The organism is Kribbella sp. CA-293567, assembly GCF_027627575.1.
Classification (GTDB): domain Bacteria; phylum Actinomycetota; class Actinomycetes; order Propionibacteriales; family Kribbellaceae; genus Kribbella.
The window spans coordinates 7,290,706-7,316,157 of the sequence record NZ_CP114065.1 but is presented as its reverse complement, the minus strand read 5'-3'; the positions used below and the strand labels follow the sequence as shown (position 1 = coordinate 7,316,157).

At 69.0% G+C, this 25,452-nt stretch carries 22 protein-coding genes; 13 read left to right on the top strand and 9 right to left on the bottom strand.

Annotation, left to right across the window (positions count from 1 at the left end):
• Nucleotides 1–35: 35 nt before the first annotated feature.
• From OX958_RS33925 to OX958_RS33915, 3 genes are read left to right on the top strand one after another with little or no spacing between them, the layout of a single operon-like run.
• The gene (locus OX958_RS33925; protein WP_270134423.1) at nt 36–2,357 is read left to right on the top strand and encodes a glycosyltransferase; all 2,322 of its coding nucleotides are present in this window, start codon (nt 36–38) and stop codon (nt 2,355–2,357) included.
• Nucleotides 2,357–3,187, top strand: coding sequence for a hypothetical protein (locus OX958_RS33920; RefSeq protein ID WP_270134422.1), 831 nt, complete (start codon nt 2,357–2,359; stop codon nt 3,185–3,187). The genes OX958_RS33925 and OX958_RS33920 overlap by 1 nt, the downstream gene beginning before the upstream one ends.
• Nucleotides 3,180–4,910, top strand: a complete 1,731-nt coding sequence (locus OX958_RS33915) for a hypothetical protein (RefSeq protein WP_270134420.1) — start codon at nt 3,180–3,182, stop codon at nt 4,908–4,910. Before OX958_RS33920 ends, OX958_RS33915 begins: the two co-directional genes overlap by 8 nt.
• Here OX958_RS33915 and OX958_RS33910 read toward each other — a convergent pair.
• Both OX958_RS33910 and OX958_RS33905 read right to left on the bottom strand, forming a co-directional pair.
• On the bottom strand, nt 4,907–6,391 hold the full coding sequence (locus tag OX958_RS33910) for a class I SAM-dependent methyltransferase (protein ID WP_270134419.1): 1,485 nt from the start codon (nt 6,389–6,391) through the stop codon (nt 4,907–4,909). The two genes, OX958_RS33915 and OX958_RS33910, sit on opposite strands and share 4 nt — an antisense overlap.
• Before the next feature lies 1 nt (nt 6,392).
• The gene (locus OX958_RS33905; RefSeq protein WP_270134418.1) at nt 6,393–7,346 is read right to left on the bottom strand and encodes a glycosyltransferase family 2 protein; all 954 of its coding nucleotides are present in this window, start codon (nt 7,344–7,346) and stop codon (nt 6,393–6,395) included.
• Nucleotides 7,347–7,404: 58 nt separating this feature from the next.
• Here OX958_RS33905 and OX958_RS33900 point away from each other — a divergent pair, with 58 nt between their 5' ends.
• The gene (locus OX958_RS33900; RefSeq protein ID WP_270134416.1) at nt 7,405–8,157 is read left to right on the top strand and encodes a hypothetical protein; all 753 of its coding nucleotides are present in this window, start codon (nt 7,405–7,407) and stop codon (nt 8,155–8,157) included.
• Nucleotides 8,158–8,167: 10 nt separating this feature from the next.
• On the opposite strand, the gene pseI is transcribed toward OX958_RS33900, so the two are convergent.
• Both pseI and OX958_RS33890 read right to left on the bottom strand, forming a co-directional pair.
• On the bottom strand, nt 8,168–9,226 hold the full coding sequence (gene pseI, locus OX958_RS33895) for a pseudaminic acid synthase (protein WP_270134414.1): 1,059 nt from the start codon (nt 9,224–9,226) through the stop codon (nt 8,168–8,170).
• Entirely contained in the window at nt 9,223–9,747 is a 525-nt protein-coding gene (locus tag OX958_RS33890; RefSeq protein WP_270134413.1) for a GNAT family N-acetyltransferase, read from the bottom strand. The genes pseI and OX958_RS33890 overlap by 4 nt, the downstream gene beginning before the upstream one ends.
• Nucleotides 9,748–9,833: 86 nt before the next feature.
• On the opposite strand from OX958_RS33890, the gene OX958_RS33885 reads away from it, so the two are divergent.
• Both OX958_RS33885 and OX958_RS33880 read left to right on the top strand, forming a co-directional pair.
• Nucleotides 9,834–11,390, top strand: a complete 1,557-nt coding sequence (locus tag OX958_RS33885; protein WP_270134411.1) for a glycoside hydrolase family 10 protein — start codon at nt 9,834–9,836, stop codon at nt 11,388–11,390.
• Nucleotides 11,391–11,535: 145 nt separating this feature from the next.
• Nucleotides 11,536–11,895, top strand: coding sequence for a hypothetical protein (locus tag OX958_RS33880; protein ID WP_270134410.1), 360 nt, complete (start codon nt 11,536–11,538; stop codon nt 11,893–11,895).
• Nucleotides 11,896–11,922: 27 nt separating this feature from the next.
• On the opposite strand, the gene OX958_RS33875 is transcribed toward OX958_RS33880, so the two are convergent.
• A complete protein-coding gene (locus OX958_RS33875; RefSeq protein WP_270134409.1) occupies nt 11,923–14,679 on the bottom strand; it encodes a hypothetical protein in 2,757 nt (918 codons plus the stop codon).
• Between the two features lie 200 nt (nt 14,680–14,879).
• On the opposite strand from OX958_RS33875, the gene OX958_RS33870 reads away from it, so the two are divergent.
• The 6 genes from OX958_RS33870 (at nt 14,880) to OX958_RS33845 (ending at nt 19,223) form a co-directional block, all read left to right on the top strand.
• The gene (locus tag OX958_RS33870) at nt 14,880–15,074 is read left to right on the top strand and encodes a hypothetical protein (protein ID WP_270134408.1); all 195 of its coding nucleotides are present in this window, start codon (nt 14,880–14,882) and stop codon (nt 15,072–15,074) included.
• Between the two features lie 75 nt (nt 15,075–15,149).
• On the top strand, nt 15,150–15,401 hold the full coding sequence (locus tag OX958_RS33865) for an acyl carrier protein (protein WP_270134407.1): 252 nt from the start codon (nt 15,150–15,152) through the stop codon (nt 15,399–15,401).
• The gene (locus OX958_RS33860) at nt 15,398–16,654 is read left to right on the top strand and encodes an AMP-binding protein (RefSeq protein WP_270134406.1); all 1,257 of its coding nucleotides are present in this window, start codon (nt 15,398–15,400) and stop codon (nt 16,652–16,654) included. Before OX958_RS33865 ends, OX958_RS33860 begins: the two co-directional genes overlap by 4 nt.
• Complete coding sequence (locus OX958_RS33855) at nt 16,647–17,393, top strand: SDR family NAD(P)-dependent oxidoreductase (protein WP_270134404.1); 747 nt, start codon at nt 16,647–16,649, stop codon at nt 17,391–17,393. The genes OX958_RS33860 and OX958_RS33855 overlap by 8 nt, the downstream gene beginning before the upstream one ends.
• 68 nt (nt 17,394–17,461) lie before the next feature.
• On the top strand, nt 17,462–18,670 hold the full coding sequence (locus OX958_RS33850; RefSeq protein ID WP_270134402.1) for a DUF2786 domain-containing protein: 1,209 nt from the start codon (nt 17,462–17,464) through the stop codon (nt 18,668–18,670).
• A 10-nt stretch (nt 18,671–18,680) separates the two neighbouring features.
• Nucleotides 18,681–19,223 carry a dTDP-4-dehydrorhamnose 3,5-epimerase family protein gene (locus OX958_RS33845; protein WP_270134400.1) on the top strand — a complete coding sequence of 181 codons (543 nt, stop codon included), beginning with the start codon at nt 18,681–18,683 and terminating at the stop codon, nt 19,221–19,223.
• A gap of 23 nt (nt 19,224–19,246) precedes the next feature.
• On the opposite strand, the gene OX958_RS33840 is transcribed toward OX958_RS33845, so the two are convergent.
• Nucleotides 19,247–19,816, bottom strand: coding sequence for a TetR/AcrR family transcriptional regulator (locus OX958_RS33840; protein WP_270134399.1), 570 nt, complete (start codon nt 19,814–19,816; stop codon nt 19,247–19,249).
• Nucleotides 19,817–19,971: 155 nt separating this feature from the next.
• On the opposite strand from OX958_RS33840, the gene OX958_RS33835 reads away from it, so the two are divergent.
• Nucleotides 19,972–21,465 carry an MFS transporter gene (locus OX958_RS33835; RefSeq protein WP_270134398.1) on the top strand — a complete coding sequence of 498 codons (1,494 nt, stop codon included), beginning with the start codon at nt 19,972–19,974 and terminating at the stop codon, nt 21,463–21,465.
• Between the two features lie 26 nt (nt 21,466–21,491).
• Here OX958_RS33835 and OX958_RS33830 read toward each other — a convergent pair whose 3' ends face one another.
• Genes OX958_RS33830 through argS form a run of 3 tightly spaced genes read right to left on the bottom strand, consistent with a single transcriptional unit; the run spans nt 21,492 to nt 25,347 of the window.
• Nucleotides 21,492–22,469, bottom strand: a complete 978-nt coding sequence (locus OX958_RS33830) for a GNAT family N-acetyltransferase (RefSeq protein ID WP_270134397.1) — start codon at nt 22,467–22,469, stop codon at nt 21,492–21,494.
• 41 nt (nt 22,470–22,510) lie between these two features.
• Entirely contained in the window at nt 22,511–23,545 is a 1,035-nt protein-coding gene (locus OX958_RS33825) for an alpha/beta hydrolase (protein ID WP_270134396.1), read from the bottom strand.
• Between the two features lie 17 nt (nt 23,546–23,562).
• Entirely contained in the window at nt 23,563–25,347 is a 1,785-nt protein-coding gene (argS, locus tag OX958_RS33820; protein WP_270134395.1) for an arginine--tRNA ligase, read from the bottom strand.
• Nucleotides 25,348–25,452 lie beyond the last annotated feature (105 nt).

Below are 25,452 nucleotides of genomic sequence, written 5' to 3'. Positions count from 1 at the left end.
ACCGGAAAGACTGAGCCGAGGAGACCGAAGCAGTTGTGACGCCGCGGCTGAGCGTGGTTGTGCCGTTCTACAACGTCGGGGAGTACATCGGGGCCTGCCTCGATTCGATCGCCCGGCAGACCTTCGCCGACTTCGAGGCGATCCTGGTCGACGACGGATCGCCGGACGACAGCGCGGCGATCGCCAAGGGGGTCTGCGCCCGCGACTCCCGGTTCCGGATCGTCGAGCAGCACAACCAGGGGCTCGGACCGGCCCGCAACACCGGCGTACGGGAAGCCCGCGGTGAGTACCTGACCTTCGTCGACAGCGACGACCTGGTCAGCCGGCACGGCTTCGAGCGGTTGATCCACAGCCTGGACGAGACCGGCTCCTGCCTGGCCGGCGGCAACGCGCGGCGGTTCAACAACAGTGCCGGCGTCCGGCCGTCGTGGATCCACCGGCTGCCGTTCGCCAAGGACCGGATCGCCACCCACGTGATCGAGACGCCCGACCTGATCCTCGACCGGATGGTCTGGAACAAGGTCTACCGGCGGTCCTTCTGGGACGAGCACGGCTACCGGTTCCCCGCGATCCGCTACGAGGACTACCCGGTCACTCTGCAGGCGCATCTGGACGCGGTCACCGTCGACGCGCTGGCGGTGCCGGTCTACTACTGGCGCGAGCGCGAGTCCGGCGAGTCGATCACCCAGCAGAAGTTCCAGTTCGGCAACCTGGCCGACCGGGTCACCTCGGCCGAGCTCGTGCTCGACCTGATCGACTCGGGGCAGGCGGGGCTGGGCGAGATCAGGCGGCGCGTGCACTCGCACTTCACCCAGATCGACATGCTGACGCTGATGATGGCGTTCGGCACCGTGCCGGAGACCGAGGAGCAGGAGCTGGTGCAGCTCGCCTCCCGGTTCCTCGACCGGCTGGACGGCTCGGTGCTCGCGAGGGCCCACGGCTACGACCGGCTGCAGCACGCCGCGCTGCGCGCAGGGGATGTCGACCTGCTCCGCCGGCTGGCGAACTTCCGCAACGACGGCGGGCTACGTGGGGGTGCACGCGCACTGGCCAAACCGGGCCGGCGCCGGCACTTCGAGCACAACTACCCGGGCGTGCACGAGCCGAACACGGCGATCCCGCGCTCGCTCTACCAGTTGCCGGCGCGTGAGCTGACGCTCGCGACGACCGTGCAGGAGGTCGCTTGGCGCGACGGCGGCCTGTCGATCAAGGGCACCGCCGAGATCCGCCACCTGGCCACGGACGCCTCGTCGGTCCTGCGCATCGCGCTGGTCGTCGACGGCACCGAGACGCCGCTGGCCGTCCGCCGGTACGACGCCACCGACTCGCACGGCGACATGGCTCCGGTCGGGTTCGAGGTACGCCTCGACAAGCCGCTGCTGGCGAAGCTGAACGCGACCGGAGTACCGGCGCACTTCGCCGTACGGATGAAGTCGGGGAAGGCGCGGCGGGAAGGAAGACTGCGAGGCCAGAAGGCCGGCAGTCCCGGCTGGCCGCCCGGCAACTGGATCTCCCCGAGCAGCTGGGTCCAGCCCGGTCCCGGGGCCGACGGCGCGTTCGTACTGCGCCGGATGGTCGACCCTTGCCGGTTGACCTCCGTCGAGCAGTACGAGGACGCCCTTGTGCTGCGTGGCCGGCTGCCGGCCACTCTGGACGATCCCAGCCTCCAGCTGACCAGGCCACTGTCGGGACAGGACCAGGTACTGCCGGTCGAGCTGTCGAGCGACCGGCGGTTCAGCGTACGGATCCCGTTCGGTCCGATCATCGCGGAGACCAACCCCGACGACCCGTTCAGCCAGCGCACCACCTGGGCGTTCCGGCTGGTCGGCAGCGACGGCACCGAGAAGCTGCTGCTGTGGACGGCCGACGAACAGGCCGCCAACCACTTGGAGAAGGGCCGGCTGATCTCGCTGACCCGCTCGACCGGCGGCTACGTCAACCTGCACGAAGGTCCCTCCCGGGTGGTCGCCGACCGGGCCGCGGTCGTTGCTGAGCGCAACGAACTGCGGATCAGTGGGCCGTTGACCGAGGTCACCCACAGTTTCAGCTGGCGGCGCTATCTGGACGACTCCGACGACCACCTGGACGTGGCCTGCCGCAGTAGGCTGTCGGACGGGAACTGGACGGCTTCGGTGAAGCTGCCCGCGCTGGTCCCGGACAATCCGGTCGCCCACGCGGTCGATCCGCTGGCGAGTCTGGCGGACTGGGTGCTGTTCGCGGTCGCCGCGGACGGTTCGGCGCAGGCGGTGCAGTGCGAGCCGTTCCTGGCCGGCCGGTTGCCGCTGGTGATCGAGCAAGCCGGGCACACGCTCGGAGTCCGGCCGCACGCAGGCACTCTTCACGTCGAGGTTCGCTGATGCACCATCACAATCACTACTACGGTCAGGCGCACATCCTGGCCCGGTACGCCGGGCTGAACGACGAGTACCCGCCCCGCCTGCGCGGCTACCTGCAGCACGGCTGGAACATCGGCGACGGCTGGAACCCCGTGCACGAGTTCTACGACGGCGCCTGGCGGTTCACCTGGAGCGACGCCCCGCGTCGCCGCGGGCACGCGCTCGGCCGGCGGAACTACCACAGCATCGGCGCGCCGTTCCTCTATCTGCTCGACCTCGAGCCCGAGCTCGGCGTGGTGCCGGAGGAGGAGCGGGAAGGCACGCTCTGGTTCCTGTTCCACGGCTGGGAGGGCGGCAAGATCGAGGGCGACCACAAGCGCCTGATCGACGAGATCCGCGAGACCGAGCCCGGGCCGGTCACCTTCAGCCTGTACTACACCGAGTACGACCGGCCGGAGATCCGCAAGTCCTACGAGGACGCCGGGTTCCGGGTGGTCTCCTTCGGGCGGCGAGGATTCTCCTACGAGGGCACGGATCCGCGCTTCCTCTACAAACAGCTCGCGGAGCTGCGCAAGCACAAGCGGGTGGCGGCGAACAGGCTGTCGACCGCGGTCTTCTACGGGATCGCGGCGGGTTGCGAACCGGCCGTGTACGGCGATCCGATGCAGATGGCCGGCGAGAACCCGCTGTTCGGCGGCGAGGCGCGGATCGCGCGGCTGTGGCCCGAACTGCTGGGCAAGGAGATCGACCTGGCGGCCGCGCGGGCGACCACCGAGCTGGAACTCGGCGTGCCGTGGCTGATGCCGCCCGCCGAACTGCGGATGTTGTTCGATTGGAGAGAACGTGTCTGACAACCAGCTGGCCGTCGAGGTGGTTCGCGGTGAGATGCAGCCGTGGAGCGACTACAGCGGCAAGCGCGGTGCCGTCGGCGGCCCGGTGCTCCGGGCGCTGCTGACCGACGTACTCCCTGCTGGGGCACGCACCTTGATCGTCGGCCCGCACGCGGCCGACCTCGTCGCCGTCGCGGTCGAGCAGGCGTCGAGCGCGACGATGCTGGTCCGCTCTGTCTCGGACGCCTCCGCGCTGGCCGAGCAGTTCCCCGGCCTGCAGGTGATCGCGGGCGCACTCGACGGCCTCAGCGGTCCGGCGTACGAGGCGGTCGTCGCCGTCGACGGGCTGGACCGGGTGCTGGGCTACGACAGCGACGACCTCACCTGGCCGGAGCGCCTCGACTCCCTCGGCGCACTCTGTACGCCGGAAACCGTGCTGGTGCTGGGCTTGGAGAACGAGTTCGCCCTCACCAGCCTGCTCGATCGCCGCCCACCGCTGGACCGTCACGGCGACGACGAGTGGCGCCCGCTGCACGACGACCCGGCCCGCCCGGTCTCCGCGGTCCAACTGGCCGCTGAACTCAACCGGGTCGGTCTGCCGTTGCAGAGCATCTATTCGTCCTTCGCCGACAAGACCTTGCTGGCAGTCGACGTCGCGGCGGCCGCGCGACCAGGAACCCTGCCGGCCCGCCTGGCCACGCAGGCGCTGGAGTCTACCGACATCCCGCTCCTCGCCCCGATCGCGGAAGCCGCGGATTCAGCCTCCCGAGCCGGCCTCCTGGCCTCGACCTCGAGCGGCTGGCTGGCGGTCACCGGCCTCCCCGTCAAGCACACGATCTACAGCGACGCCGGCCCCGCCGTCCTCACCGCAACCCAGACACCCACCGCGTCAGAGGTTGGTTGGTCGATTGCTGCCCGGGTCACCGACACCTCGGCAGGTGACGACGCTGGTGAGGTTGCCGACGCGACGCCCCGGCCTTCGATCCGTGGTGTCGTCTACGACGCAGCGGTCGTCCCGGCCGAAGTCTCCGGCGGTATCAGCGTCGAGACCGTGCTCCACCGGCTGGCCGCCGCCGAGGATGTGCCCGCGTTCCGCGCACTGGCCGCGCGCCTCGGCGAATGGGCCCTCGCGCAGACCGGTCAGGTCGTCCTCCGCTGGGACGACATCGCCATCGACGGCGACTCCTTCGGTTTCGGCGTATCGGGCTGGACCGCCGACGCGTCCCGCACCGACCTGCTGGCAGCAGCCTGGCAGCGCTTCCACGCGCGCCTGATCGACAACCACCGCCGTCACCCCTGGCCGCCGTGGATGATCGGGGACGACCTCGTCAGCACCTGGCTGGCAATGTCCGGCGTCCCCGACGCGGAAGTTGCCAGCGGCAAGGAAATCGCCGGCGCGCTGACCGCCGCGCTCGGAACGGCCGAGATCCAGGCGCCCGACGTACGGACCGCCCTCGCCGACGCCGAGCGGGCGAGGCGCGAACTGTTCGAGCTGCAGGGGCACGTGTTCGGTCTCGAGCGCACGCTCGGCTTCCGCGACAAGGCGCTCAAGACCCGCGAGACCCGGCTGCGGGAGCTGCGCCTGCAGGTGCAGAAAGCGAACGCCGAGCGCACCCGCTTCCGCAACTCCCGCGCCTTCGCCGTCACCACGCTGATCCGCAAGGCCGCGCTGATCCGCAACCCGCGCAAGTTCGCCTACAAGGTCAAGCGCCGGCTGCAGAAGAAGCTGGGCAACCGCTTCTAACGGCGCGCGATCAGCAGCTGATGGGTGTCCGGCCAGTCGACCGGTTCACCCTGGAGCGAGCTGAGGGACGCGACCGGGGCGATCCGGTTCTCGATCACCCAGTCGTTCCGCCACGCCTTCGACGCCGGGTCGACGGTGAAGCCGGCGTTCTCGGCGATCTCCGACCAGCCGGCGAAGTTCAGCCCGCAGAACTGCTCGTGGGTCTCGCTCAGCCAGTTGTCCACATAGTCCTTGCGGGTCAGGAAGTCCATCGCGTCGGCCAGCCGCAGTACCAGCTCGCCGCCGCGGACGGAGTACTCGAACGGCACGGACGCGTTCCGCCGGAAGTCCTGGGCGAACTGGAAGAACCGTGCCCTGGTGGACAACCTGCGGATGTACGCCGCCGGGTCGGCCAGCGCCTCCAGCTCGGCCGGCGCGTCCGGGTTCTCCCCGTCGCTGTCGTCCAGCGCCAGTACGACGCTGCGCTCCGGCTCGGCCGGACCGCAGACGTCGGAGTTCACCCAGACGCCACCCGGTGCCGTGTGCGCGAACAGCCCGTCGGCGAAACGCTGCACGGTGTCCGGGCGCGAGCCGTCGGCGTACGACCAGATCTCGTGGGTCAGGGCCAGCGTGAGGGTGGTGTCGATCGAGCGCGCCGGGAAGACCGCCGAGCCGAGCATGTTGCGCTGGTAGAAGTAGACGTTCGGGTTCTGGAAGAGCCCTTGCTCCTTCTTGTGCACGCATTCGGCGTACAGGTGCCGGGCGACCTCGACCCCGATCAGGTCGGACTCGTGGAAGCGAGGGTCGGCGTCGACCAGTTGCAGCGTGGCGCCGGTCGCGCAACCGATGTCGAGGATCCGCCCGGGCCGGACGAAGTCCTTGAGCTGCAGCCATTTCCGGTCGGCCGCGGTCTCGAAGGCATCGGCGTAGGTCTTGTAGTCGCGGGTGGTGGTGAGCCCGCCGTCGTCACCGACCACCGGGTCGTTCACGCAGCGCTGGATGTGCGCGTCCAGGTGGTAGCGGTCGAAGACGTCCACGGTGGCCGGATGGGCCAGCTTCCGCCAATCGTTGTTGCCCTCAGCAATCATCAGCAGCACGTCCCAGGGCCGGTGCTGGTCCTCGGGCTCGACGCCGATCACCTGGTAGCCGAGCTGTTCGTAGAGTTTGGCCACCTCCGGTGTCGAACAGGCGACGATCGTGTTGCCCGGATGCAGCTGGACCTGGTCGTCGGTACCGGCCTCGACCGCCTTGATGGTGACATCGGCGAAGTCGTCAGTGGGTGGGGTGTCGACCACACCGATCACCAGCGACCGGATTCCGACCGCCACGCTGAGCCGCTCGATCGCGGCCTCCCGCCGGTCGAAGGGCACCGGGTTGCGTTTGGTGGTGTGGTGGTTGGCCGAGGTGACCGCCCAGACGATCGTCGCGTCGTACCGGCGCAGGAACTCCGCCTGGAACCGGGTCAGCACGTGGTGCCGGCCCGGGAAGAGCAGGTAGTCCATCTCAGTCGACCTCACGCTTGATGTCGGGGTGGGCGTCCACGTCGGTCCGCTCACGAATCACGTACGTCGGCCGGCCCATCGAGCCGGAGTGCAGGCGTCCGACGTACTCGCCCAGGACGCCGAGGGCCAGCATCTGGGCACCGGAGAACAACGCCACCATCGACGCGATCGTGGTGAATCCGGCCACCGTGGTCGCGCCGGTGACGTACTTGACGATGATCACGCCGAACAGCCCGACCCCGAAGACGGCGCAGATGAAGCCGAGATAGCCGACCAGCCGCAGCGGTTCCACGGAGTACCCGGTGATCAGCGTGAGCGCGTGCTTCATCAGCATCCAGGTCGTGTAGTTCGACTGGCCGGCCGCCCGTGACTCCATCCGGACGGTGGTCTGCGCGATCCGGGTGGTCGACCAGGACAGCGCCACGTCGACCGAGGCGTGCGGGCCGTCCAGCCCGTCGAACCCGTCCCGCAGGAAGGTCCGGAAGGCCCGGAACGCGCTGATCGACCGGGCGTCGCGCACCGCCATCGCCGACGCCAGCGCGCCCTTGACCAGCCGCGACGAGAAGCTCCGGGCGAACCCGTGCTCCTCCTCGGCCGGTACGCCGTACACCAGGTCGACGTCGTCGGTCAGCGCCCGCAGCAGCACCGGCACCTGGTCGGCGGGATGCTGCAGATCGTCGTCCATCGTCACGACGACCTCGTACCGCGCGTTGCGCACGCCCGCGATCAACGCGTTGTGCTGCCCGTAGTTCCGCGCCAGCCGCATCGCCCGGACCTCGGCGTACTTGTCGGCCAGTTCGCTCGCGACCGGCCAGGTGTCGTCCGGACTGCCGTCCACCACCAGCACGATCTCGAACCCGGTCGTCGCCCCCGGCAGAACCTCGACCAGCCCCTCCACCAGCCGCGGCAGGGTCGCCGCCGACCGGTAGCACGGCACCACAACAGAGACGAGCACAGCCAGCCTTCCCGTGGGATCCAGTAACGAAGGATCGACCGGTGCGATTATTCCACTGATGACTATTCCTTCCGGCCACGCACGCTGCCTCGCCGTGATGCTGGCCGCCGCCCTCCTGCTGTCGGCCTGCCGCTCCACCGCGCCCTCGTCCGCATCTGGGGCTCAGGCCGCCAGCACGAAAACTGCGAGCAGCACGCCCGATCCTCCGCAGTACCGCTTCGAGGCCAGCCAGCTCCAGGCCGCCCTGCCGACGACGTATTTGCGTCAACGCCTCGACGTGGGTAGCCACTTCATCGATCTCCGGACCATGCGCCAGCGCGAGGACCCGTTGGCCGGGCTGACGGTGGAACCGCAGAGCTGTCGCGCGATGATCCGGACCGGTGGCTTCACGGTCGAGTCGGTGGCAAGCTTCCGGTCCGACACCCCAGCGGCCCTCGGTACCGCCGAAGTAGGCGCCGCCGGTACGGAGGCCTTCGTCAACGCCGTTCTGTACGAGCTGACCGGCGCGGAGGCGGAACGCTATCACCGTCTTCGCTTCAAGTCGGCGCCCGAATGCCGCCGGATCTCAGTCGGCTCAGGGACGGCCCAGGCGTCGATCGAGGAGCGCCCGCTGACCGAGTTCGGCGCCGGGTCGCGGTACATCGTCAGGACCTACCCGAAAGCCGGCCGGTCGTGGGTCGAACGAACTCTGTTCTTCCGCACTCCTACCTACGCGGGTGAGGTTCGGGCTTTCGGCCGGGTCGGATCCGAGGCCGACTTCCTTGCCTTCGCCCGAATCATCCGGGATCGGGCTGCGGCGCAGTTGCGTTAGAGGTAGCTGGTCAGAGCAAGTCCCAGGTCAGGGCGGTTCCGGCCGGTACGTCGGTGCGGAACGGGCGGCCCTCGACTGTGGAGTAGGCGTCCGGCTGGAGTCCGCCGGCGGGGCGGACCGAGCGGACGTTGTCGGGGGAGACGAGCTCGCCGGCCTGCACGTCGCGGGTGACGTAGAGGGAGCGGCGGAAGCGCAGTACGTTCTGCTCGGCCTGTTTCGGGCCGATGGTCGGCTCACCGAGGGCCTCGTGGGCGATGGTGGTGCCTTCGACCAGGGCCCGGACCTCGGGCGGCTCGAGGGAGAAGGCGGAGTCGACGCCGCCGTCGGAGCGGGACAGGGTGACGTGCTTCTCGATCACCGTCGCGCCGAGGGCGACGGCCGCGATCGAGGCGCCGATGCCCATCGTGTGGTCGGACAGGCCGACCTGTACGCCGAGCGCGTCGCGCAGGACCGGGATGCCGCGGAGGTTCGACTGGTCGGCGGGGGCCGGGTAGCTCGCCGTACAGGAGAGGACGACGAGCTGCTCGTTGCCGGTGGAGCGAGCGGCCCGGACAGCAGCGTCGATATCGGTCAGCGTCGCCGATCCGGTGGAGATGATCACCGGCTTGCCGGTCGCGGCCATGGCGCGGACCAAGGGCAGGTCGCCGATCTCGTTCGAGGCGACCTTGTAGGCCGGGACGTTCAGCTTCTCCAGCAGATCGATCGCGGTCTGGTCGAACGGCGACGCGAAGGCGACCATGCCGAGCGAGTTCGCCAGCTCGAACAGCGGCTCGAACCAGGACCACGGCGTGTGCGCCTCTTCGTACAGCTCGTGCAGGTGCCGATCGGCCCACAGCTTGTGGTCACCCGGCAGCCGGAACGCGGGCAGGTCGACGTCGAGCGTCATCGTGTCGGCCGTGTAGGCCTGCAGCTTCAGCGCCTGGACGCCGGTGTCGCCCATCGCCCGGACGATCTCCTTGGCCCGCTCGAAGTCACCGTTGTGGTTGCCCGACATCTCCGCGATCACCAGCGGCCGGTGCTCCGGGCCGATCGGGACGCCCCCGAAATCGATGGTCCGGGTGGCGCTCATCTCTGCTCCTTCGGTTGACGGCGGTCTGCCCTGGCCAGCTTGATCGGCAGCACGGTGACCTCGCGCCCGCCGGCGGACCGGAGCTCCGGCTCGCCCTCGGTGAAGCGGAAGCGCCGGTTCATCTGCCGTACGACGGTGTTGTGCTCGAGCACCTCACCGGTCAGCTCGTCGAGGCCGAGGGTGTCGAAGGCGTAGCCGGTGGCCTCCTTCATCACCTCGATCCACGCGGGCAGCGTCTCGCCGGTCCCGGCCAGCCCGTCGGCGTCGAGGAAGAAACCCCAGGCGCCGGTGGCCGGCGACGAGGCCGGCTCGAGATCGAAGAAGTTCACCACTCCGGCGGTGCGGCCGTCGCGTTCGTAGATCAGCACCCGCCGGGCCGGATCGACCGCGGTCCTGGCCCACCAGCCGGCATGCTCGTCGGCGGAGATCTCGTGGGTGGTGATGCTGACGTCGCGGTTGGCCTGCTGGTTGCGCAGGGCCCGGATGGTGTCGACGTCGTCGTCCGTCGCCTGGCGCAGCATGGCCCAACCGTACCGACCTCTTCTGTGCCGGGCCCAACTGTGTAACTATTTTTCGACTTCAACCACGGAATCAGTCGGAGAGTGACATGAAACCCTGGCGGATCGCAGGCCTGCTCACCGCGTCGGCCTGTCTGCTGATCGGCGCCTTCACTGGTACAGCTGGTGCCGTGGAGCCCACGACGACCTCGGCCTGTACGCCGGCCGCCGACACCCCGCTGCGCCAGTTCCGGGCCGCCTGGGTGTCCTCGGTGGTCAACATCGACTGGCCGTCCCGGACCGGGCTGACCGCCGAACAGCAGAAGGCCGAGCTGATCGGCTGGTTCGAGGATGCCGTTCGCCAGCGCCACAACGCGGTCATCCTGCAGATCCGCCCGACCGCCGACGCCTTCTGGCCGTCGAAGGTCGAGCCGTGGTCGCAGTACCTGACCGGCACGCAGGGCGGCGACCCGGGCTACGACCCGCTGGCCTTCGCCGTCGCCGAGGCGCACAAGCGCAACCTCGAGCTGCACGGCTGGTTCAACCCCTACCGGCTGTCGATGGGCACCAACCTCAACGCGCTGGTGCCGACGCATCCGGCCCGGCTCCATCCGGACTGGGTGGTCACATACGGCGGCAAGCTCTACTACAACCCGGGGATCCCCGCGGCCCGCAAGCTGGTCGAGGACGCGATCATGGACGCCGTCGCGAACTACGACCTCGACGGGGTGCACTTCGACGACTACTTCTATCCGTATCCGGTCGCGGGGCAGGTGTTCGACGACGCGGCCACCTACGCGCAGTACGGCGACGGCTTCCCGACCGTGGCCGCGTGGCGGCGCAACAACATCGACCTGCTGATCCAGGAGCTGCAGCAGCGGATCAAGGCGGTCAAGCCGTGGGTGAAGTTCGGCATCTCGCCGTTCGCCGTCTGGCGGAACAAGGCGACCGATCCCCTCGGCTCGGACACGACCGCAGGCGTGCAGACGTACGACGATCTCGCTGCCGACACCCGGCGGTGGGTGCGGGAGGAGTGGATCGACTACATCGTGCCGCAGGTCTACTGGGCCGGCGGGTTCGCTCCGGCCGACTACAACAAGATCGTGCCGTGGTGGGCCGAGCAGGTGCGCGGTACTCGCGTGCATCTGTACATCGGGCAGGCGACGTACAAGGTCGGTACGTCGACGCAGTCCCCGGACTGGTCCGACCCGGCCGAGCTGAGCGACCATCTGGCCTTCAACACCACGGTTCCTGAGGTCAAGGGCGACATCTACTTCTCCGCCAAGGACGTCCGCGCGGATCGGCTCGGCGCCACGAGTCTGCTCAACAGCACCTGGTACACCCGCCCCGCGCTCATCCCGGCGATGCCGTCGCTCGACTCGCGTGCACCGCTGCCGGTCCACGCGCTGCGGGCTTCGCGGACGAGTGCCGGCGTGAAGCTGCAGTGGAAGCCGACCTCGCGCGACACGACGTCGTACGCGATCTATCGGCGTGACCTGGCGGCTGGTGACTGGTGCGCCGACAACGACGCCCGCAACCTCCTCACGACGCTGCGCGGCACCAGCTTCGTCGACACCACGGCAGTCCAAGGGCGCCACTACCTGTACTCCGTCACAGCTCTCGATCGAGCCGCCAACCAGAGCCTCCCCCTCCCTACCCTCGGGTGAGGGACTGCAGCTGGATGTTGCGGCGGATCTGCGACTGGATCGCAGTTGTGTTGCTTTGACGAGACTCAAACTGTTGGGCTCTCGTCGGTGACGATCCGTAGTTTCTTGGTGCGAGTTGACCAACGAAACGAAGGGGTATCGACAGATGAGCAAGAGGAATGTTGTGCGCGTGGCCGTGGCCGGCGCGGTGATGGCGGCTTCCGCGCTGACGATGACGACGACGGCCTCGGCGGGATCGAACGGGTGTGTCTTCATCACCTTCGACGGCAGCGGGCGGCCGGTCACCCAGCACCAGTCGGGGTGTGTGACCGGGACCTACCACATGGACATGTTCTACCCGGGAGTGCACGACACCGACGGTCCGTACACCTGGCGGGCCGGCGACGTCCGCCGCAAGACCTGGGAGCGCTACCCGGCCCGTGGGACGAAGGTCTGCGCGCAGGTGTGGCGGCACAACTCGGACGGCAGCTTCACCAGCGGTGGCCTGCCTTGCGAGACCCGCTGATCGATCAGCCCTGAGTGATCGCTGAGGCTACGGCTGAGGCGTGAAGCTGGGTGACGGCGACCCACCAGGCGTCTGGGAGGACGGGAGACCGCCAGGCGTCTGAGTGGGCAGGCCGCCGGGAGTTTGGCTCGGGAAGCCGCCCGGTGTCTGGGACGGCGTACCGCTGGGTGTTGGCGGCGTGCAGGGGCTGGTCGTCGGTGACGGCGTCTGGCTCGGCAGTGCGCCGGGAGTCTCCGTGGGTGCCTCCGGAGCCAGCGGCGCGCCTCCGGCCGGGGGTTGGGCTGAGAAGCCGCCTGGGGTTTTGCTCTGGAAACCGCCCGGGGTCTGCGACGAACCAGGGGACTGGGACGCTCCCGGGTTCTGGCTGGGAACCCCGCCGGGGGATTGGGTCGGGAGACCGCCAGGTGTCTGGCTCGGCAGTGCGCCCGGGGTTTGCGTGGGGAAACCGCCCGGTGTCTGGCTCGGGTTTCCGCCCGGGGTCTGCGATGGGAAGCCCGGGGTCTGGGTTGGGAAACCGCCTGGGGTCTGCGATGGGAAGCCCGGGCTTGGGGATCCGCCGGGGGTTTCGGTCGGGCAGGGGTTCTGTGGCGGGAACGGGGTGGCTGACGGCGGCGGGCCGACCTGGTAGATGCGGACCGTCCCGTAGTGGAAGCGCAGCGGTGCCAGCTTCTCCAGTGCGTCCGGGGGCGTGCCGACTCGCTCGTCGGCCAGCAACCACTGGACGCCGTACCGCGTCCGCAGCGTCTCCAGCAGCTCTCGCGTCGGCTCGGTGAACGCCTGGTCGTTCAGCCGGCGCCGCTCCAGGTCCCAGTAGGTGCCCTGGACCTTCTCGTCGCCCGCATAGCTGTCGTCGACGCGCTGGTTGTAGGCCCAGCCTTCCACCAGCACCCGCCGCTCGGCGTACCCGGCGATCCAGTACGAGCCGGTGAAGCAGCGATCGGCATCCGCCCGCCGGCAGTGGATGTTCGTGGCGATCAGATCGTTCGGCCCCGAGTTGCGCCGGATGAAGCGGGCTCCCTCGATCCCGCCCGGAGCAATCGACTCGTACGCCGTCAGCGGAGGCGCGGCGAACTCCTTCAGCGACGCCATCGTCGGCGACACCGTCAACCCCAGCGCGACCGCGACGGCCACCACTGCCCACATCCGCCGCTTCAGCCGCAGCAACAGCCCCAGCGCACCGGCTCCGATGACAGCGATGACCAGCGCGACCACGATCGGCTGAGCGAAACAGTTCGCAGTCGTGCACGACTCTTCGGACCGGTAGCGGCCCCAGTAGATCGCGGCGGCGCCGATCAGCAACCCCGCGGCGGCGACGTAGTACTGCTTTCGGTCGAGCGACCCCAGGCCCCAGGTGGCGAGCAGAACGCCGTAGACGAAGCCGGTACGGACGAAGAACACCTGTGTCTGGCCGGCGTCGTACAGCAGACCGGCTGCGATCACCGACGCCATCAGACCCACCAGCAGGAACAGAACCATCGGATCGCGTGGCAAGCGCCGCTTGATCAGCAGGGCGCCGACCGCGGGCATCAACCAGCCGATCACCACGATGCTCGCGATCACCAGCACCGCGGCGGTGGTGTGCAGCGGGGTCATCACATCCATCAGGTGCCGGAACGTCTTGCCGGGCTTGAACTCGATACCGGACGGCGAGCGCCGCAGTACGACGAAGAAGGTGAAGGCGTAGCAGGCCGCGATTCCCACCCCGAGCACCAGCGCTCGCAGGTTGAGCCGACGGGCCTGCACTGTCAGGTAGACCCAAGCGGCGGCCAGTCCGGCGGCGTACACGGGGAGTGCGGAGGCCTTGGTCGCAGAGATGGCCGCGATGAGCACAGTCGCCGCCACCAGCATGCCGATGACGTGCGCACGCGTCTGTGTCGGCTTGCGGCGTAGCAGCATGGGCGTCACGGCTATCAGCGGCAGCATCAGCACAGTGGAAAACGCCTGCGACGGGTTGGTCAGCTGACCCAGCGAGAACGGGCTGTCGTTGAAGAGCCTGGCATCGACGGCCCACGGCCAGGCAGCAAGCTCACCTGCGGCCACAGTGAGCCCAGCGGCGATCGGGGCCGCCACCGCTCGTCCGGTGAGCACCACACCGACCGCTGCCGCGCCAAGGACAGTAAGGAGAAGGAAAGCGAGAGGAGCCATCCGCTGGGTCAGTACGTCGAGTTCGACGCTGGTGATCCAGTGCGCCGACGCAAGGTGGTCGTAGACGGCGAAATGGCTCGTGAGCGGCCGGCCGGAGGCGTAGGGGAGCTGCGGCGGGAAGTGATGAGTCAGCTCGGCCGCCAGCGCCAGGTTGCGTGAGGCGTCGGTGTCGGAGCGCAACGCGGCGGGACCGTCGATCGGGATCAGCTGCGACCCGACCCGGACGAACCAGGCCGCGACCACGCCGACGGCCAGCATCACGCCGGCCATCGCCCACCACGGCGTCGGCTTCACCGGCAGCTTGCTCTGCGGGAACGCGCGATAGACCCCCATCGCGAGCGCCGGCATCACCAGAACGGCGAGCGGGATGTCGAAGTACCGGACGACCGGATAGATCAGCGCCTCGACCGCCAGACCGAACGACGTGCCGAGGGCGACGTCGACGGTGAACCAGCCGGTGCCGCCGGTCAGCCGGCGCCAGAACAACGTGCCGGGGACGGCGATCACCAGCAGCAGATAGCCGAGATAGGCAGCCGGCATCCACGGCGCGTGGTCCTGCAACGCGATGAACCAGGCGAGCGGAAGCACGGGCAGGCTCACCATCGAGGCAAGCCCCATCGCCCGTCCTGGTCTCGTCATACCGGTCCTCTCGGTCGCGTCCACGCAGACGGAAGAGTGCCCCGGACGACGAAAAGTTCGCTGCACGTCACTACTGCTGTCACATCCATCGCTGACAAACGGTCAACAGTGTATGAGCCGTTTACCAGGCGACGGCCCACGCCTACACTGAGTAGGCGAACTCCCCCTGGTCCGTCACACAGCGCACGGGAGGTCACGTCATGCCTGCCCAGCACCTCGCAGGATTTCCGGTCGAGGAGATGTTGCTCGCCGCGCTCGCCGCCGCGGCTCCGATGATCGCCCTGGTCGGCTGGGAGATCCGTGACCGGGTCCGGCGGGTCCGCCGCAAACTCTCCGGTACCGCGCCCGGCGCCGTACCGGAGGCCGGTCCCGATCCGGCTGCCGAGGTGCGGTAGCCCGTGTCGGCGCCCGCACCGAGCACCTGCTCGCGACTGCAGCGGCCCGCCGGGCATGCCCTAGGCTCTGTGGTCATGGCTGAGCTGACGCGGGAGCAGATCCGGGACCTGATGGGAGCGGTGCTGGAGGCACAGGGCAAGACCCTGCCGGCCGACGACGGCGCCGACCTGCGGGAGATCGGGTTCCGCTCGCTGGACTTCTCCGAGCTGGCCCTCCGGGTCGAGGACGAGATCGGTGACGAGCTGAACTTCGACGCCCCCGGGCTGCGCCAGATCGCCAAGGTCGGCGACGTGCTGGACTTCATCGAGCAGCTCCAGTCGGCGTGACCACGCGGCGCCGGTCCACCGCCCTGATCGGTGACGACAACACCGTCGTCGCCGGCGGCAGGACCGCGACGTGGCGCACTTTGCACAAGCTTCCGCAGCTGCCGTCGCCGGCCGCGGTGCTGGTCGACAACGGCGCCGACGCGCTGGCCGCCGTCCGGCACCACGCCGTGCACGGCACCGAGTTGCTCGTCGCCACCACCTCGCGGGTCGACCTGAGCATGCGCGAGGAGCTCGCCGACTCCGGTTTCGCGATCGTCATCGCGAAGGGCGACGAACACTCCGTCGAGCCCGCGAAACTCAAGCGGGTAGAGGAATCCGGCCGTGCCTGGCTGCTCACCTCCGGCTCCACCGGCCGCCCGACCCGGATCGGCCACACGCTCGAGTCGCTGACCACCGTCACCACCCAGCAGCAACCGCGAACTTGGCTGCTGCCGTACTCGCCTGGCACCTACGCCTGGTGGCAGGTGGTAACGATGTCGCTGACCCAGGCCTATCAGGGCCTGGTCGTGATCGAGCCGTCCGAGCTGGAGATCTGGCCGTCCATCGCGGCCGAGCACGGCGTCACCGCGGCCTCCGGTACGCCGACCTTCTGGCGGCAGACGATCTACCGCGACACCGAGGCGCTGGCCGAGGTGCCGCTGGAGCAGATCACGCTCGGCGGCGAACCGGTGGACCAGACCATCCTCGACCGGCTGCGGGAGATCTTCCCGAAGGCCCGGGTCTCCTGGATCTACGCCTCCTCCGAGGTCGGTGCCTCGATCGTGGTGCACGACGGCCAGGCCGGTTTCCCCAAGGCCTGGCTGGACCGCGAGCCCGGCCCGGAGGACGAGCGGCCGGTCATCTCCGTCGACGGTGACGAACTGGTGATCACCTCACCGCACCACGGCGCCGGGTTGGACGGCGCCGTGCGGACCGGTGACCGGGTCGAGTTCGCCGGTGACCGGGTGCTGATCACCGGCCGGCTCGACACCGACGAGATCAACGTCGGTGGTTCGAAGGTGTCGGCGGGCCTGGTCCGCAACGTGCTGATGGCTCACCCGGGCGTCGCCTGGGCGCGGGTGTTCGCCCGCAAGGCGCCGCTGGTCGGCCGGATGGTCGCCGCCGAGGTGGTGGCCAGTCCCGCGCTCGGGCCGATCACCGACCAGGACCTGGTGCAGTGGTGCTCCAACCGCCTGCCGGACTACGGCGTACCGCGGCGGATCAAGTTCCTGGCCGAGATTCCGCAGAAGGAGACGTTGAAGAGCGATGTCTGACCTCACCGCAGTACCGCCGTCCTCGGTGGTGCTCGTCTCCGGCGGTTCGCGGGGTCTCGGGCTGGCGATCGTCACCGAGCTGCTGGCCTCCGGCGTGAAGGTGGCCGCGTTCGCCCGGACCGTCACCGCCGAGCTGACGGCGCTGGCGACGAAGTACCCCGGGCAGTTGCACGTCGGCTCAGTGGACGTGACGGATGCCAACGCGACCCAGGCCTTCGTCAAGGAGGTCGAGGCCGAACTCGGCCCGATCGACGGACTGGTGAACAACGCGGCCGTCGGACAGGACTCGCTGCACGTGCACACCTCGGCCGAGCAGTTGGCCGCCATCATCGAGACCAACCTGACCTCGCCCCTGCTGCTGACCCGGTTCGTGCTCCGCCGGATGCTCGCGAAGGGGCTGAAGGGCCGGATCGTCAACGTCACCTCGATCTGCGCGCAGCGTGGCTACCCGGGACTGGTCGCGTACTCCGCGACGAAGGGCGGGATGGACGCCGCGACCCGTTCGATGGCTCGCGAACTGGGTGGCCGGGTGCTGGTCAACTCCGTCGCCCCGGGGTTCTTCGCCTCGGAGATGTCGGCCGTGCTCGGTCAGACCCAGCTCGACCAGATCGTCCGCCGGACGCCGACCGGTCACCTGACCGAGCCGGAAGAGGTCGTCCCGGTGGTCCGGATGTTGTTGCTGGAGAACACCAACGTGAACGGTCAGGTGCTGGTGATCGACGGTGCCGCGTCGATCTGAGGTGAGTTGTCCACAGGGCGTTCGGGCGGCTTTGGGGTCCGGGTGGATCGGGTGCCAGACTCGTCCGGGTGAGTGATCAGGAGCTTCAGGAACTGTTGCCGTCGGCCGCGGCCGCCGTCGCCCGTGACGACGGGCAAGCCGAGGGATACCTGGCGCTGCTGGGTGGATACGACGAGCGGGATCAGCCGCAGGTCGACCGGAGCCTGCAAACCTTCCTGGAGAGGCTGACACGCTCGGCGTGGGAGCGCGGCTGGACGCCGGGCGACGTGGTTCAGCATGCTCGGCGGCGCCTGGAGACGGGGACGGAGCCGTTGCTGCTGGCGGTGATCGCGTCCGAGCACCGTGCGTACCAGGAGATCGACCCACGCTGGCTGGACCAGTTGACCGACTTCGACATCGCCCCGCCGTACGCCGAACTGCGGTTGACCGCCTGGGCAGCCGACCAGCGACTCGGCCGCTACCTGGCTCTGCACACCGCACTCACGGTCGCGGGCTTCCTGCAGTCGCTGCCTGGCCTCGCCCGGCTCTTCCCGTTGCCCGGGGCACCGGTGCGAGCCCGCGCGGCGACCTCCGCGGTTCCGAACGACAAGATGCTCGCGCGGATCAGAGCCCTACTGGCGAAGGCGGAGGCAACCGACTTCCCGGACGAGGCGGAAGCCCTGTCGGGCAAGGCGCAGGAGCTGATGGCCAAGTTCTCGCTCGACCAGGCGCTGGTCGACGCGGATCCCGGACTCGACCTGCCGGACGACTCCGGTGCCCGGCGGATCTGGGTGGAGACCCCCTATGTCTCCGCGAAGGCCCAGCTGGTCGGAGCCGTCGCCTCGGCCAACCGGTGCCGCACCGTCTCGATGGAGCAGCTCGCCGTCGTCACCATCGTCGGCGCGGAGCTCGACCTGCAACTGACCGAGTTGCTCAGTACTTCGCTGCTGGTGCAGGCGAACCGCGCGATGCTTGCCGCTGGCAAGCACATCGGCCGGTACGGCGAGTCGCGCACCCGATCCTTCCGTCAGTCGTTCCTGATGGCCTACGCGCAACGCATCGGCGAGCGGCTTCAGGCGACCGCGGAGGCGACGCAGGCTGCTGTGCCGGCCGAGGATGCCGGGCGGTTGCTGCCGGTGCTGTCCAGGCGGGAGGAGCAGGTGGAGAAGCTGTTCACCAAGCTCTTCCCGGACACCGTCACCCGGCGGACCCGGATCACCAACGGCGCCGGCTGGGAGGCCGGGCTGACTGCCGCTGATCAGGCTCAACTCCAAGCTCGCCCCGCGGTACGCCGGTAGGCTGCGCGGCATGCCGACCGTCGAGCAGACCAGCATCCCGGGCCTTCTGCACGTCGAACTGGAGGTGATCGAGACTCCGCAGGGCTGGTTCAAGGAGAGCTTCCACCAGGCGAAACTGGTCGGCCAGGGGTTCCCCGAGGTCGACTTCGTGCAGAACAACGTCGCTTACACCGCTGACGTCGGCATCACCCGCGGCATTCACGCGGAAGCCTGGGACCGTTACATCTCCCCGGCAGCGGGCTGGCTGTTCACCGCGATCGTGGATCTGCGCGACGGCCCGGCCTTCGGTCGGCTGGAGACCTTCGAGCTCACCCCAGGGCAGGGGATCTTCCTGCCCGAGGGGTGCGGGCACTCGTTCTGCACGCTCGAGCCCAATACGGTCTACACCTACCTGCTGACCGCCCACTGGTCTCCCGACGCACCGAGGACGGTGCTCAACCTCTTCGATCCGCAGGTTGCTGTGCCATGGCCGCTGCCGAAGGACCGGTTGCAGTACGTCGAAGCCGACGCGACCGCGCCGTACCTGGACGCGGTCAAGCCGATCAAGCGCTGAACTGAGAGCTCAGGTCCCGGACCTCAGGCTCTGAGCCCGGCCAGCACGATCTCGAGCAACCGGCCGGCCTGCTCGCGAGACATGTCGCGGCCCATCGTGATCCCGCCGACCAGTCGCAGGATGTCCATCAGTTGCAGCTCCGGCCGGACCGACCCGTCCGCCTTGGCCGCTTCGAGCAGCAGCTCGCCGGCGTCGCGAACGTTGGTCTTGCAGGCGGTGAAGAACTCCGAGTCCTTGCCAAGGGCAACAGTCAGCTCGCCGGCCAGGCTCTTCTTCGAGACGCTGTAGTCGACGAAGCTGCGCAGCCAGGCGGCCAGTGCGTCGTACGGGCCGAGCTCGTCGGCGAAGCCGTAGGCCCGGTTGCAGACCGACTGGATCTCGTCGACGTAGACGGCCTCCAGCAGCGCGGTCCGGTTCGGGAAGCGCCGGTAGAGCGTGCCGATGCCGACGCCGGCCCGGCGGGCGATCTCCTCCAGTGAGGCGTCGGTGCCGTGCTCGGCGAAGGCCTCCCGTCCGGCCGCGACCAGTAGGTCGTAGTTCCGGGCGGCGTCGGCCCGGGCGGGCCGCGTCGTCGGAAGTGGTGTCGAGGTCATCCGGCCCTCCCGCCGCTTCGTCGTCCGAGGTGCCGAGCAAACGGCACGGATAGTCACTTGAAAAGCGGAGGGAGCCTCCGTATGGTGATCCGGAGGAGCACTCCACTTCATTGGTTTCCACTCTAGCCCCATCGGGGTAAGGAGCAAGTCACACTATGTCGGCAACATCCGCCGCGCCGCCCGGTGCCGGGACCCGCACGCCCGCCCGGCGGCCGGGGGTCGTCCTCGCAGTCATCCTGATCACCCAGTTGATGGTGATTCTCGACGGCACCGTGGTGAACATCGCGATGCCCAAGATCCAGCACGCGCTCGACTTCAGTCCGGCGAGTCTGTCCTGGGTCCAGAACGCCTACGCCCTCGCCTTCGGCGGGCTGCTGCTGCTCGGTGCCCGGGCCGGCGACCTGCTCGGCCGCCGCCGGGTGTTCATCACCGGCGTCAGCGTCTTCACCGCCGCCTCGCTGCTCGGTGGACTCGCCCCGAACGCCGAACTGCTACTGGCGGCCCGCGTCCTGCAGGGCATCGGTGGTGCCATCGCAGCGCCCGCCGCCCTGACCCTGCTCATGCTCACCTTCCGCGAGGGCCCGGAGCGCTTGAAGGCTCTCGGTCTCTACAGCCTGGTCTCCTCCGGCGGCGCGAGCGTCGGCCTGGTCGTCGGCGGCATGCTGACCGACTGGGTGTCGTGGCGCTGGGGGCTCTTCATCAACGTGCCGATCGGTATCGGCCTGGTCTTCGCGGCCCGGCAGGTGCTGTCCGAGACGCCGCCCGAGAAGGGCAAGTTCGACGTCGCCGGTGCGCTCACGTCGACGCTCGGCATCACCTCGGTGGTCTACGGCTTCATCCGGGTCGCCGAGGTCGGCTGGTCGTCGAACGAGGTCCGCGGCGCGTTCCTGGCCGGCGTCCTGCTGCTCGCCGGGTTCGTGCTGATCGAGCGCCGGGTCAGCCACCCGATCGTTCCGCTGCGGTTGTTCGCCGACACCGACCGGGTCGCGGCGTACGCGACCATGCTGCTGGTGGTCGGCACCATGTTCGGGATGTTCTTCTTCCTCACGCAGTACCTGCAGGGAGTGCTGAACTTCAGCCCGTTGCAGGCAGGACTGGCGTTCCTGCCGATGACCGGTCTGCTCTTCACCTCGTCGCGGATCGTGCCGCGACTGCTAGGCCGGATCGACGGCGGAAGGCTGATGATCACCGGTTCGCTGCTGGTGCTGGCCGGGATGCTGTGGCTGACCCGGGTCTCCGAGGAGAGCAGCTACCTCGGCGGCGTCGTCGGGCCGCTGATCCTGTTCGGGTTCGGCGCCGGGATGATCTTCATCCCGCTGACCGGGCGCGCGCTGGCCGGCGTACAGCCCGCGGATGCCGGGGCGGCCTCCGGCATGCTGAACGTCCTGCAGCAGGTCGGCGGGGCCCTGGGCCTCGGCATCCTGGTCACGATCTTCGGTACGGCGAGCCGCAACTCGGACGCGGCCTCGAGGAACCCGGTCGAACACGCCCGCGAGGTGCTGACCGACGGCGTGCACGCGGCCTTCGTCGGGTCAGCCGTCTACGCGGCTCTCACCCTGGCCGTGATCGTCCTCGGTGTCCGCCCGTGGGCTCGTCGGAAGACCCCGGCAGCCGTCGTCGCGAGGGAAGAGATCCCGGTCGAGCTCTGATCGCGGACCTGTCGCCTGTCGCTGACTCAGGTCAGCGGCAGGCGGTAGGTGATCGACTTGGCATGCTGCTGGAAGCCGAGCCGCTCGTAGAGACCGAGAGCGCCGGTCGGGTTGTCGGCGTCGACGCCGAGCGAGGCGCGCTTGAACCCGGTGCGCTCCGCCTCGCGCATCAGCGCCGACAAGGCGACCCCGGCCAGCCCGCGCCCTCGATGCGACCGGACCGTGCCGACCTGACCGACGTACACCTCGCGGATCCCCGTCACAGCGGTGTCGGCCTCGTACTCGAAGCCGTTCGCGTAGGCGACGATGGCGTCCCCGTCGAGCACCAGGAAGCTGATCCCCGGCCGGAACGCGCGCGACCCGGTGAACCACACCTTCCAGGTCTCCTCGTCCTTCGGCGTCGAACCCCAGTGATCCATGAAGGCCTCGTTGTGGACCAGCCGCAACGCCTCGTCGTACTCCGGTCCGAACGGCACCAGCCGCAGCCCGTCCGGTAGCTCGGCCGCCGGAATCGGGGTGTCGAAGGGCCGCTTCATCTCGAAGAAGTACCGCGCCTCCTCGAAGCCGAACGAGCCGAACAGCGCGGCGGCACCGGCATTGGTGCTGATCGCGCCGGCGTTGAGCTCAGCCTCGGCGACCTCCGGGTGGTGCTCCTCGTGCAGCTCACCGGCGCGCCCGATCATCCAGCTCATCAGCGCTCGTCCGAGACCGCGACGGCGCCAAGCCGGCCGCACGCCGGCGTCGGTGTTGAGCCGATCCACGTCGACCAGGTGCGCCCGCCAGTGCAGCACGGCGTAGCCCACCATCGTGCCGCCGTCCCACAGCCCGACCGTGTCCCGCTCACAGTCCAGCTTCGGATCGCTGAGCTCCTCGATCAGGTCGTCGGCGTCGTAGTTCTCGCCATTCTGATCGGCCTCTTGTACGTCGTTGAGCAGCGCCGCCCACTCAGCGGTGTCGGTCTTCTCGATCGGCCGTGCCTGCACCCACTCCGGAAACGTCCCCATACCGAGAACGGTAGGGCCGAGGCGCCGGACCGGCACCTGATTTAACCGGTCAGCTGCCGGCTGAGCCAGCCGACCGCCAGCGGATAGCGGTACTCGATACCACCGTGGCCGCCCTCGAACAGCTCGAAGGACAACCGCTCCTCCGGTACGCCGGCCGCCAGCGCGGCGCGATGGAAGGCGGCCGCGCCGAGATCGAGGTAGTACTCGTCCTGCCGGCCCGCGTCGACCCAGATCGCCCGCAGCGAGCGCAGCGCCTCGGCGTACCGGGGCTCGGTGGTGACCATCCGTACGGGGTCGCGGCTCAGCCAGCGTTCCCAGATCTCCGGAACCACCTGACCCAGATCGTCGTAGGGGAGCAGCACGGTGCCGTCCGGCTCGGCCGAGTACGCCGCGGCGTACCCGTACATCTCCAGGAACTCCAGGTCCTGCCGCGTCGCCCGGCCGACCCGGCTCTCGAAGTCGGCGAAGAACTTCGGGTAGGACCCGTCGTGCTGGTCGCGCAGTTGCCGGGCCCGCAGCGGGAACTCCGGCTGGTAGCAGACCTCGAACGCGGCATCGCCGGCGTGGGTGGCCAGTGCGCCGAACACGTCCGGGCGCAACAGTGGAGTCACCATCGCGGCGTACCCACCGCTGGACTTGCCGGTGATCGCGCGGTGGTCGCGATCCGCGATGGTGCGGTAGCGCGCGTCGACGTACGGGACGATCTCGTCGCACAGGTACGAGTGGTAGCGGCCGGTGCCGGGCGAGTCGAGGTACTGGCTGCCGCCGAGTCGCGTCCAGGCGTCGACGAACACGACGATGGCCGGCGGCACGTCACCGGTCGCGAACATCGCGTCGAGCAACTCCGGATAGGGCTGGCGGAACGGCGTCCGGTTGAACCACATGCCGGAGTGACCGGTGTAGCCCATCGCCACGTAGATGGAGGGATAGCGCTGGTCCGACTCGTCGTAGCCGGGCGGCAGGTAGACGAGTACCGGCCGCTCGTGCGGATCGCCGAGCGGGTTGTCGCGCAGGAAGGCGCTGTCGAACGTGGTCTGGTCGAACCGTCCGGCCAGCTCCGCGGACCATGGCAGCATCGGCGAGTCCTCTCGGTTCACATCGTCCCGGGCGCGTCGATGCCCAGCAGGTTCAGCCCATCCTGCAACACGTCCCGGGTCGCCGCGCACAAGGCCAGCCGGCTGGCTCTCGTCTCACCCGTGCTGCTCAACACCGGGCACTGCTCGTAGAACGCGGACAGTGCGCTGGCCACCTCGAACAGGTAGGTGCACAAGCGATGTGGCTGCAGAGTCTCCGCGACCTGTACGACGCAGTCGTCGAACCCGCTCAACAGCAACGCCAACCGCTGCTCGGCCGGCTCGGTGAGCACGGTGACCTTGCCAGGAGCTTCACCGGCCTTGGCGAGTAGCCGGGAGAGCCGGGCGTGCGCGTACTGCAGGTACGGTCCGGTGTTGCCGTTCATCGCCACCATGCGGTCGAGATCGAACACGTAGTCGTTGATCCGGTCGCTGGACAGATCGGCGTACTTGATCGCGCCGATCCCCACCGCGCCGGCGACGGCCGCTCTCGTCGCGACATCCATCCCACCGGCAGCTCGTACGCCCTCACTGCTGCCTGCGCCACCACCGCCGACCGTCCGGGCGCCGTCGTCGCCGTGCCGCTCGTCGAGCAGCGCTCTGGCCCGTGCCACCGCTCCGTCCAGCAGCCACGCCAGCCGCACGGTGCCGCCGTCCCTGGTCTTGAACGGCTTCCCGTCCGTGCCCAGGACGGTGCCAAAGGCAACATGTTCGGCACGGACCCCGTCCGGCAACCACCCGGCCGCCCGGCAGAGCGCGAAGATCTGCTGGAAGTGCAGCCCCTGCCGATGATCGACCACATAGACGATCCGGTCCGCCGCCAGCTCGTCGACCCGATGTCGCACCGCCGCCAGGTCGGTCGCGCTGTAGCCGAACCCGCCATCGGACTTCCGCACGATCACCGGCAGCGGCGTACCGTCCCGTCCGGCGAACCCGGGCAGGAACGCACACAGCGCCCCGTCCGATTCCGTCAGCAGCCCTTCCGTTGTCAGATCGTCCACAACCCCTTGCAATCGGTCATTGTAGGCGCTTTCGCCGACGACCTCGGCGCGCGTCAAGGGCGATCCCAGCTGGGCATAGATGCGGTCGAACTCGACCAGCGACACCTCGACCATCTGCCGCCAGATCGCCAGCGTCTCCGCGTCACCCGACTGCAGCCGCACCACCCGCGCCCGGGACAGGTCCGCAAAGTTGCCGTCGGCATCAAAATGCTTCCGGCCGCGCTGGTAGAGCTGCTGCAGCCCCTCGATATCAAGGGATTCCACCGCCAGTCCCTCGAACAGCACCTGCTCGACCATCATGCCGAACTGGGTACCCCAGTCGCCGACGTGGTTCTGCCGGACGACGTCGTACCCCACGAACCGCAGTACGTTGCACAGGGCGTCGCCGATCACGGTCGACCGCAGGTGGCCGACGTGCATCTGTTTCGCGACGTTGGGCTGTGAGTAGTCGACCACCACGCGCTCGCCGCGCGATGCGAAAGCGATCGGCTCGTTGACGCCGGCCGCAAGGGTCGACGGCAGCAACGTGAGGTTCACGAACCCTGGTCCCGCGATCTGGGCCGGTTCGCAGATCCCGGTCAGGTCGAGCGCGGCCACCAGCTGTTGAGCGATCGCACGGGGTGGCTGCCGGAGCTCCTCCGGCAACTGCTGCGCGAGCCGCAGCGCGAGGTTGGTCTGGAAATGACCGAACTCGGGCCTGGTCGCCGCCCGCAGTTCAGGATCGAGTACGCCGTACTGCGCGCCGAAGGCGGCCGTGACGGCGTCGGAGAGTCTGGTGGCAAGAATGGACAGCACAGCGGACATGACAGAAGTCCTTCAGGACGAGGCACCGGAACAGGGCTGAGGTGTTCAGACAGTGCGTCGTCGTCGCAGGCCGGAGCGATCGCGCAAGGCGCTCACGATCACCGG

Excerpts from the sequence above, each read along its gene's own strand:
- OX958_RS33890 (WP_270134413.1), bottom strand. The coding sequence starts at position 9,747 with ATGCTGCGCCAGGCGACGGACGACGACGTCGACACCATCCGGGCCCTG.
- OX958_RS33865 (WP_270134407.1), top strand. The coding sequence starts at position 15,150 with ATGGCTGAGCTGACGCGGGAGCAGATCCGGGACCTGATGGGAGCGGTG.
- OX958_RS33835 (WP_270134398.1), top strand. The coding sequence starts at position 19,972 with ATGTCGGCAACATCCGCCGCGCCGCCCGGTGCCGGGACCCGCACGCCC.
- argS (WP_270134395.1), bottom strand. The coding sequence starts at position 25,347 with ATGTCCGCTGTGCTGTCCATTCTTGCCACCAGACTCTCCGACGCCGTC.
- OX958_RS33885 (WP_270134411.1), top strand. The coding sequence starts at position 9,834 with ATGAAACCCTGGCGGATCGCAGGCCTGCTCACCGCGTCGGCCTGTCTG.
- OX958_RS33845 (WP_270134400.1), top strand. The coding sequence starts at position 18,681 with ATGCCGACCGTCGAGCAGACCAGCATCCCGGGCCTTCTGCACGTCGAA.
- OX958_RS33870 (WP_270134408.1), top strand. The coding sequence starts at position 14,880 with ATGCCTGCCCAGCACCTCGCAGGATTTCCGGTCGAGGAGATGTTGCTC.
- OX958_RS33920 (WP_270134422.1), top strand. The coding sequence starts at position 2,357 with ATGCACCATCACAATCACTACTACGGTCAGGCGCACATCCTGGCCCGG.
- OX958_RS33830 (WP_270134397.1), bottom strand. The coding sequence starts at position 22,469 with ATGGGGACGTTTCCGGAGTGGGTGCAGGCACGGCCGATCGAGAAGACC.
- OX958_RS33900 (WP_270134416.1), top strand. The coding sequence starts at position 7,405 with ATGACTATTCCTTCCGGCCACGCACGCTGCCTCGCCGTGATGCTGGCC.
- OX958_RS33825 (WP_270134396.1), bottom strand. The coding sequence starts at position 23,545 with ATGCTGCCATGGTCCGCGGAGCTGGCCGGACGGTTCGACCAGACCACG.
- pseI (WP_270134414.1), bottom strand. The coding sequence starts at position 9,226 with ATGAGCGCCACCCGGACCATCGATTTCGGGGGCGTCCCGATCGGCCCG.
- OX958_RS33855 (WP_270134404.1), top strand. The coding sequence starts at position 16,647 with ATGTCTGACCTCACCGCAGTACCGCCGTCCTCGGTGGTGCTCGTCTCC.
- OX958_RS33840 (WP_270134399.1), bottom strand. The coding sequence starts at position 19,816 with ATGACCTCGACACCACTTCCGACGACGCGGCCCGCCCGGGCCGACGCC.
- OX958_RS33875 (WP_270134409.1), bottom strand. The coding sequence starts at position 14,679 with ATGACGAGACCAGGACGGGCGATGGGGCTTGCCTCGATGGTGAGCCTG.
- OX958_RS33910 (WP_270134419.1), bottom strand. The coding sequence starts at position 6,391 with ATGGACTACCTGCTCTTCCCGGGCCGGCACCACGTGCTGACCCGGTTC.
- OX958_RS33880 (WP_270134410.1), top strand. The coding sequence starts at position 11,536 with ATGAGCAAGAGGAATGTTGTGCGCGTGGCCGTGGCCGGCGCGGTGATG.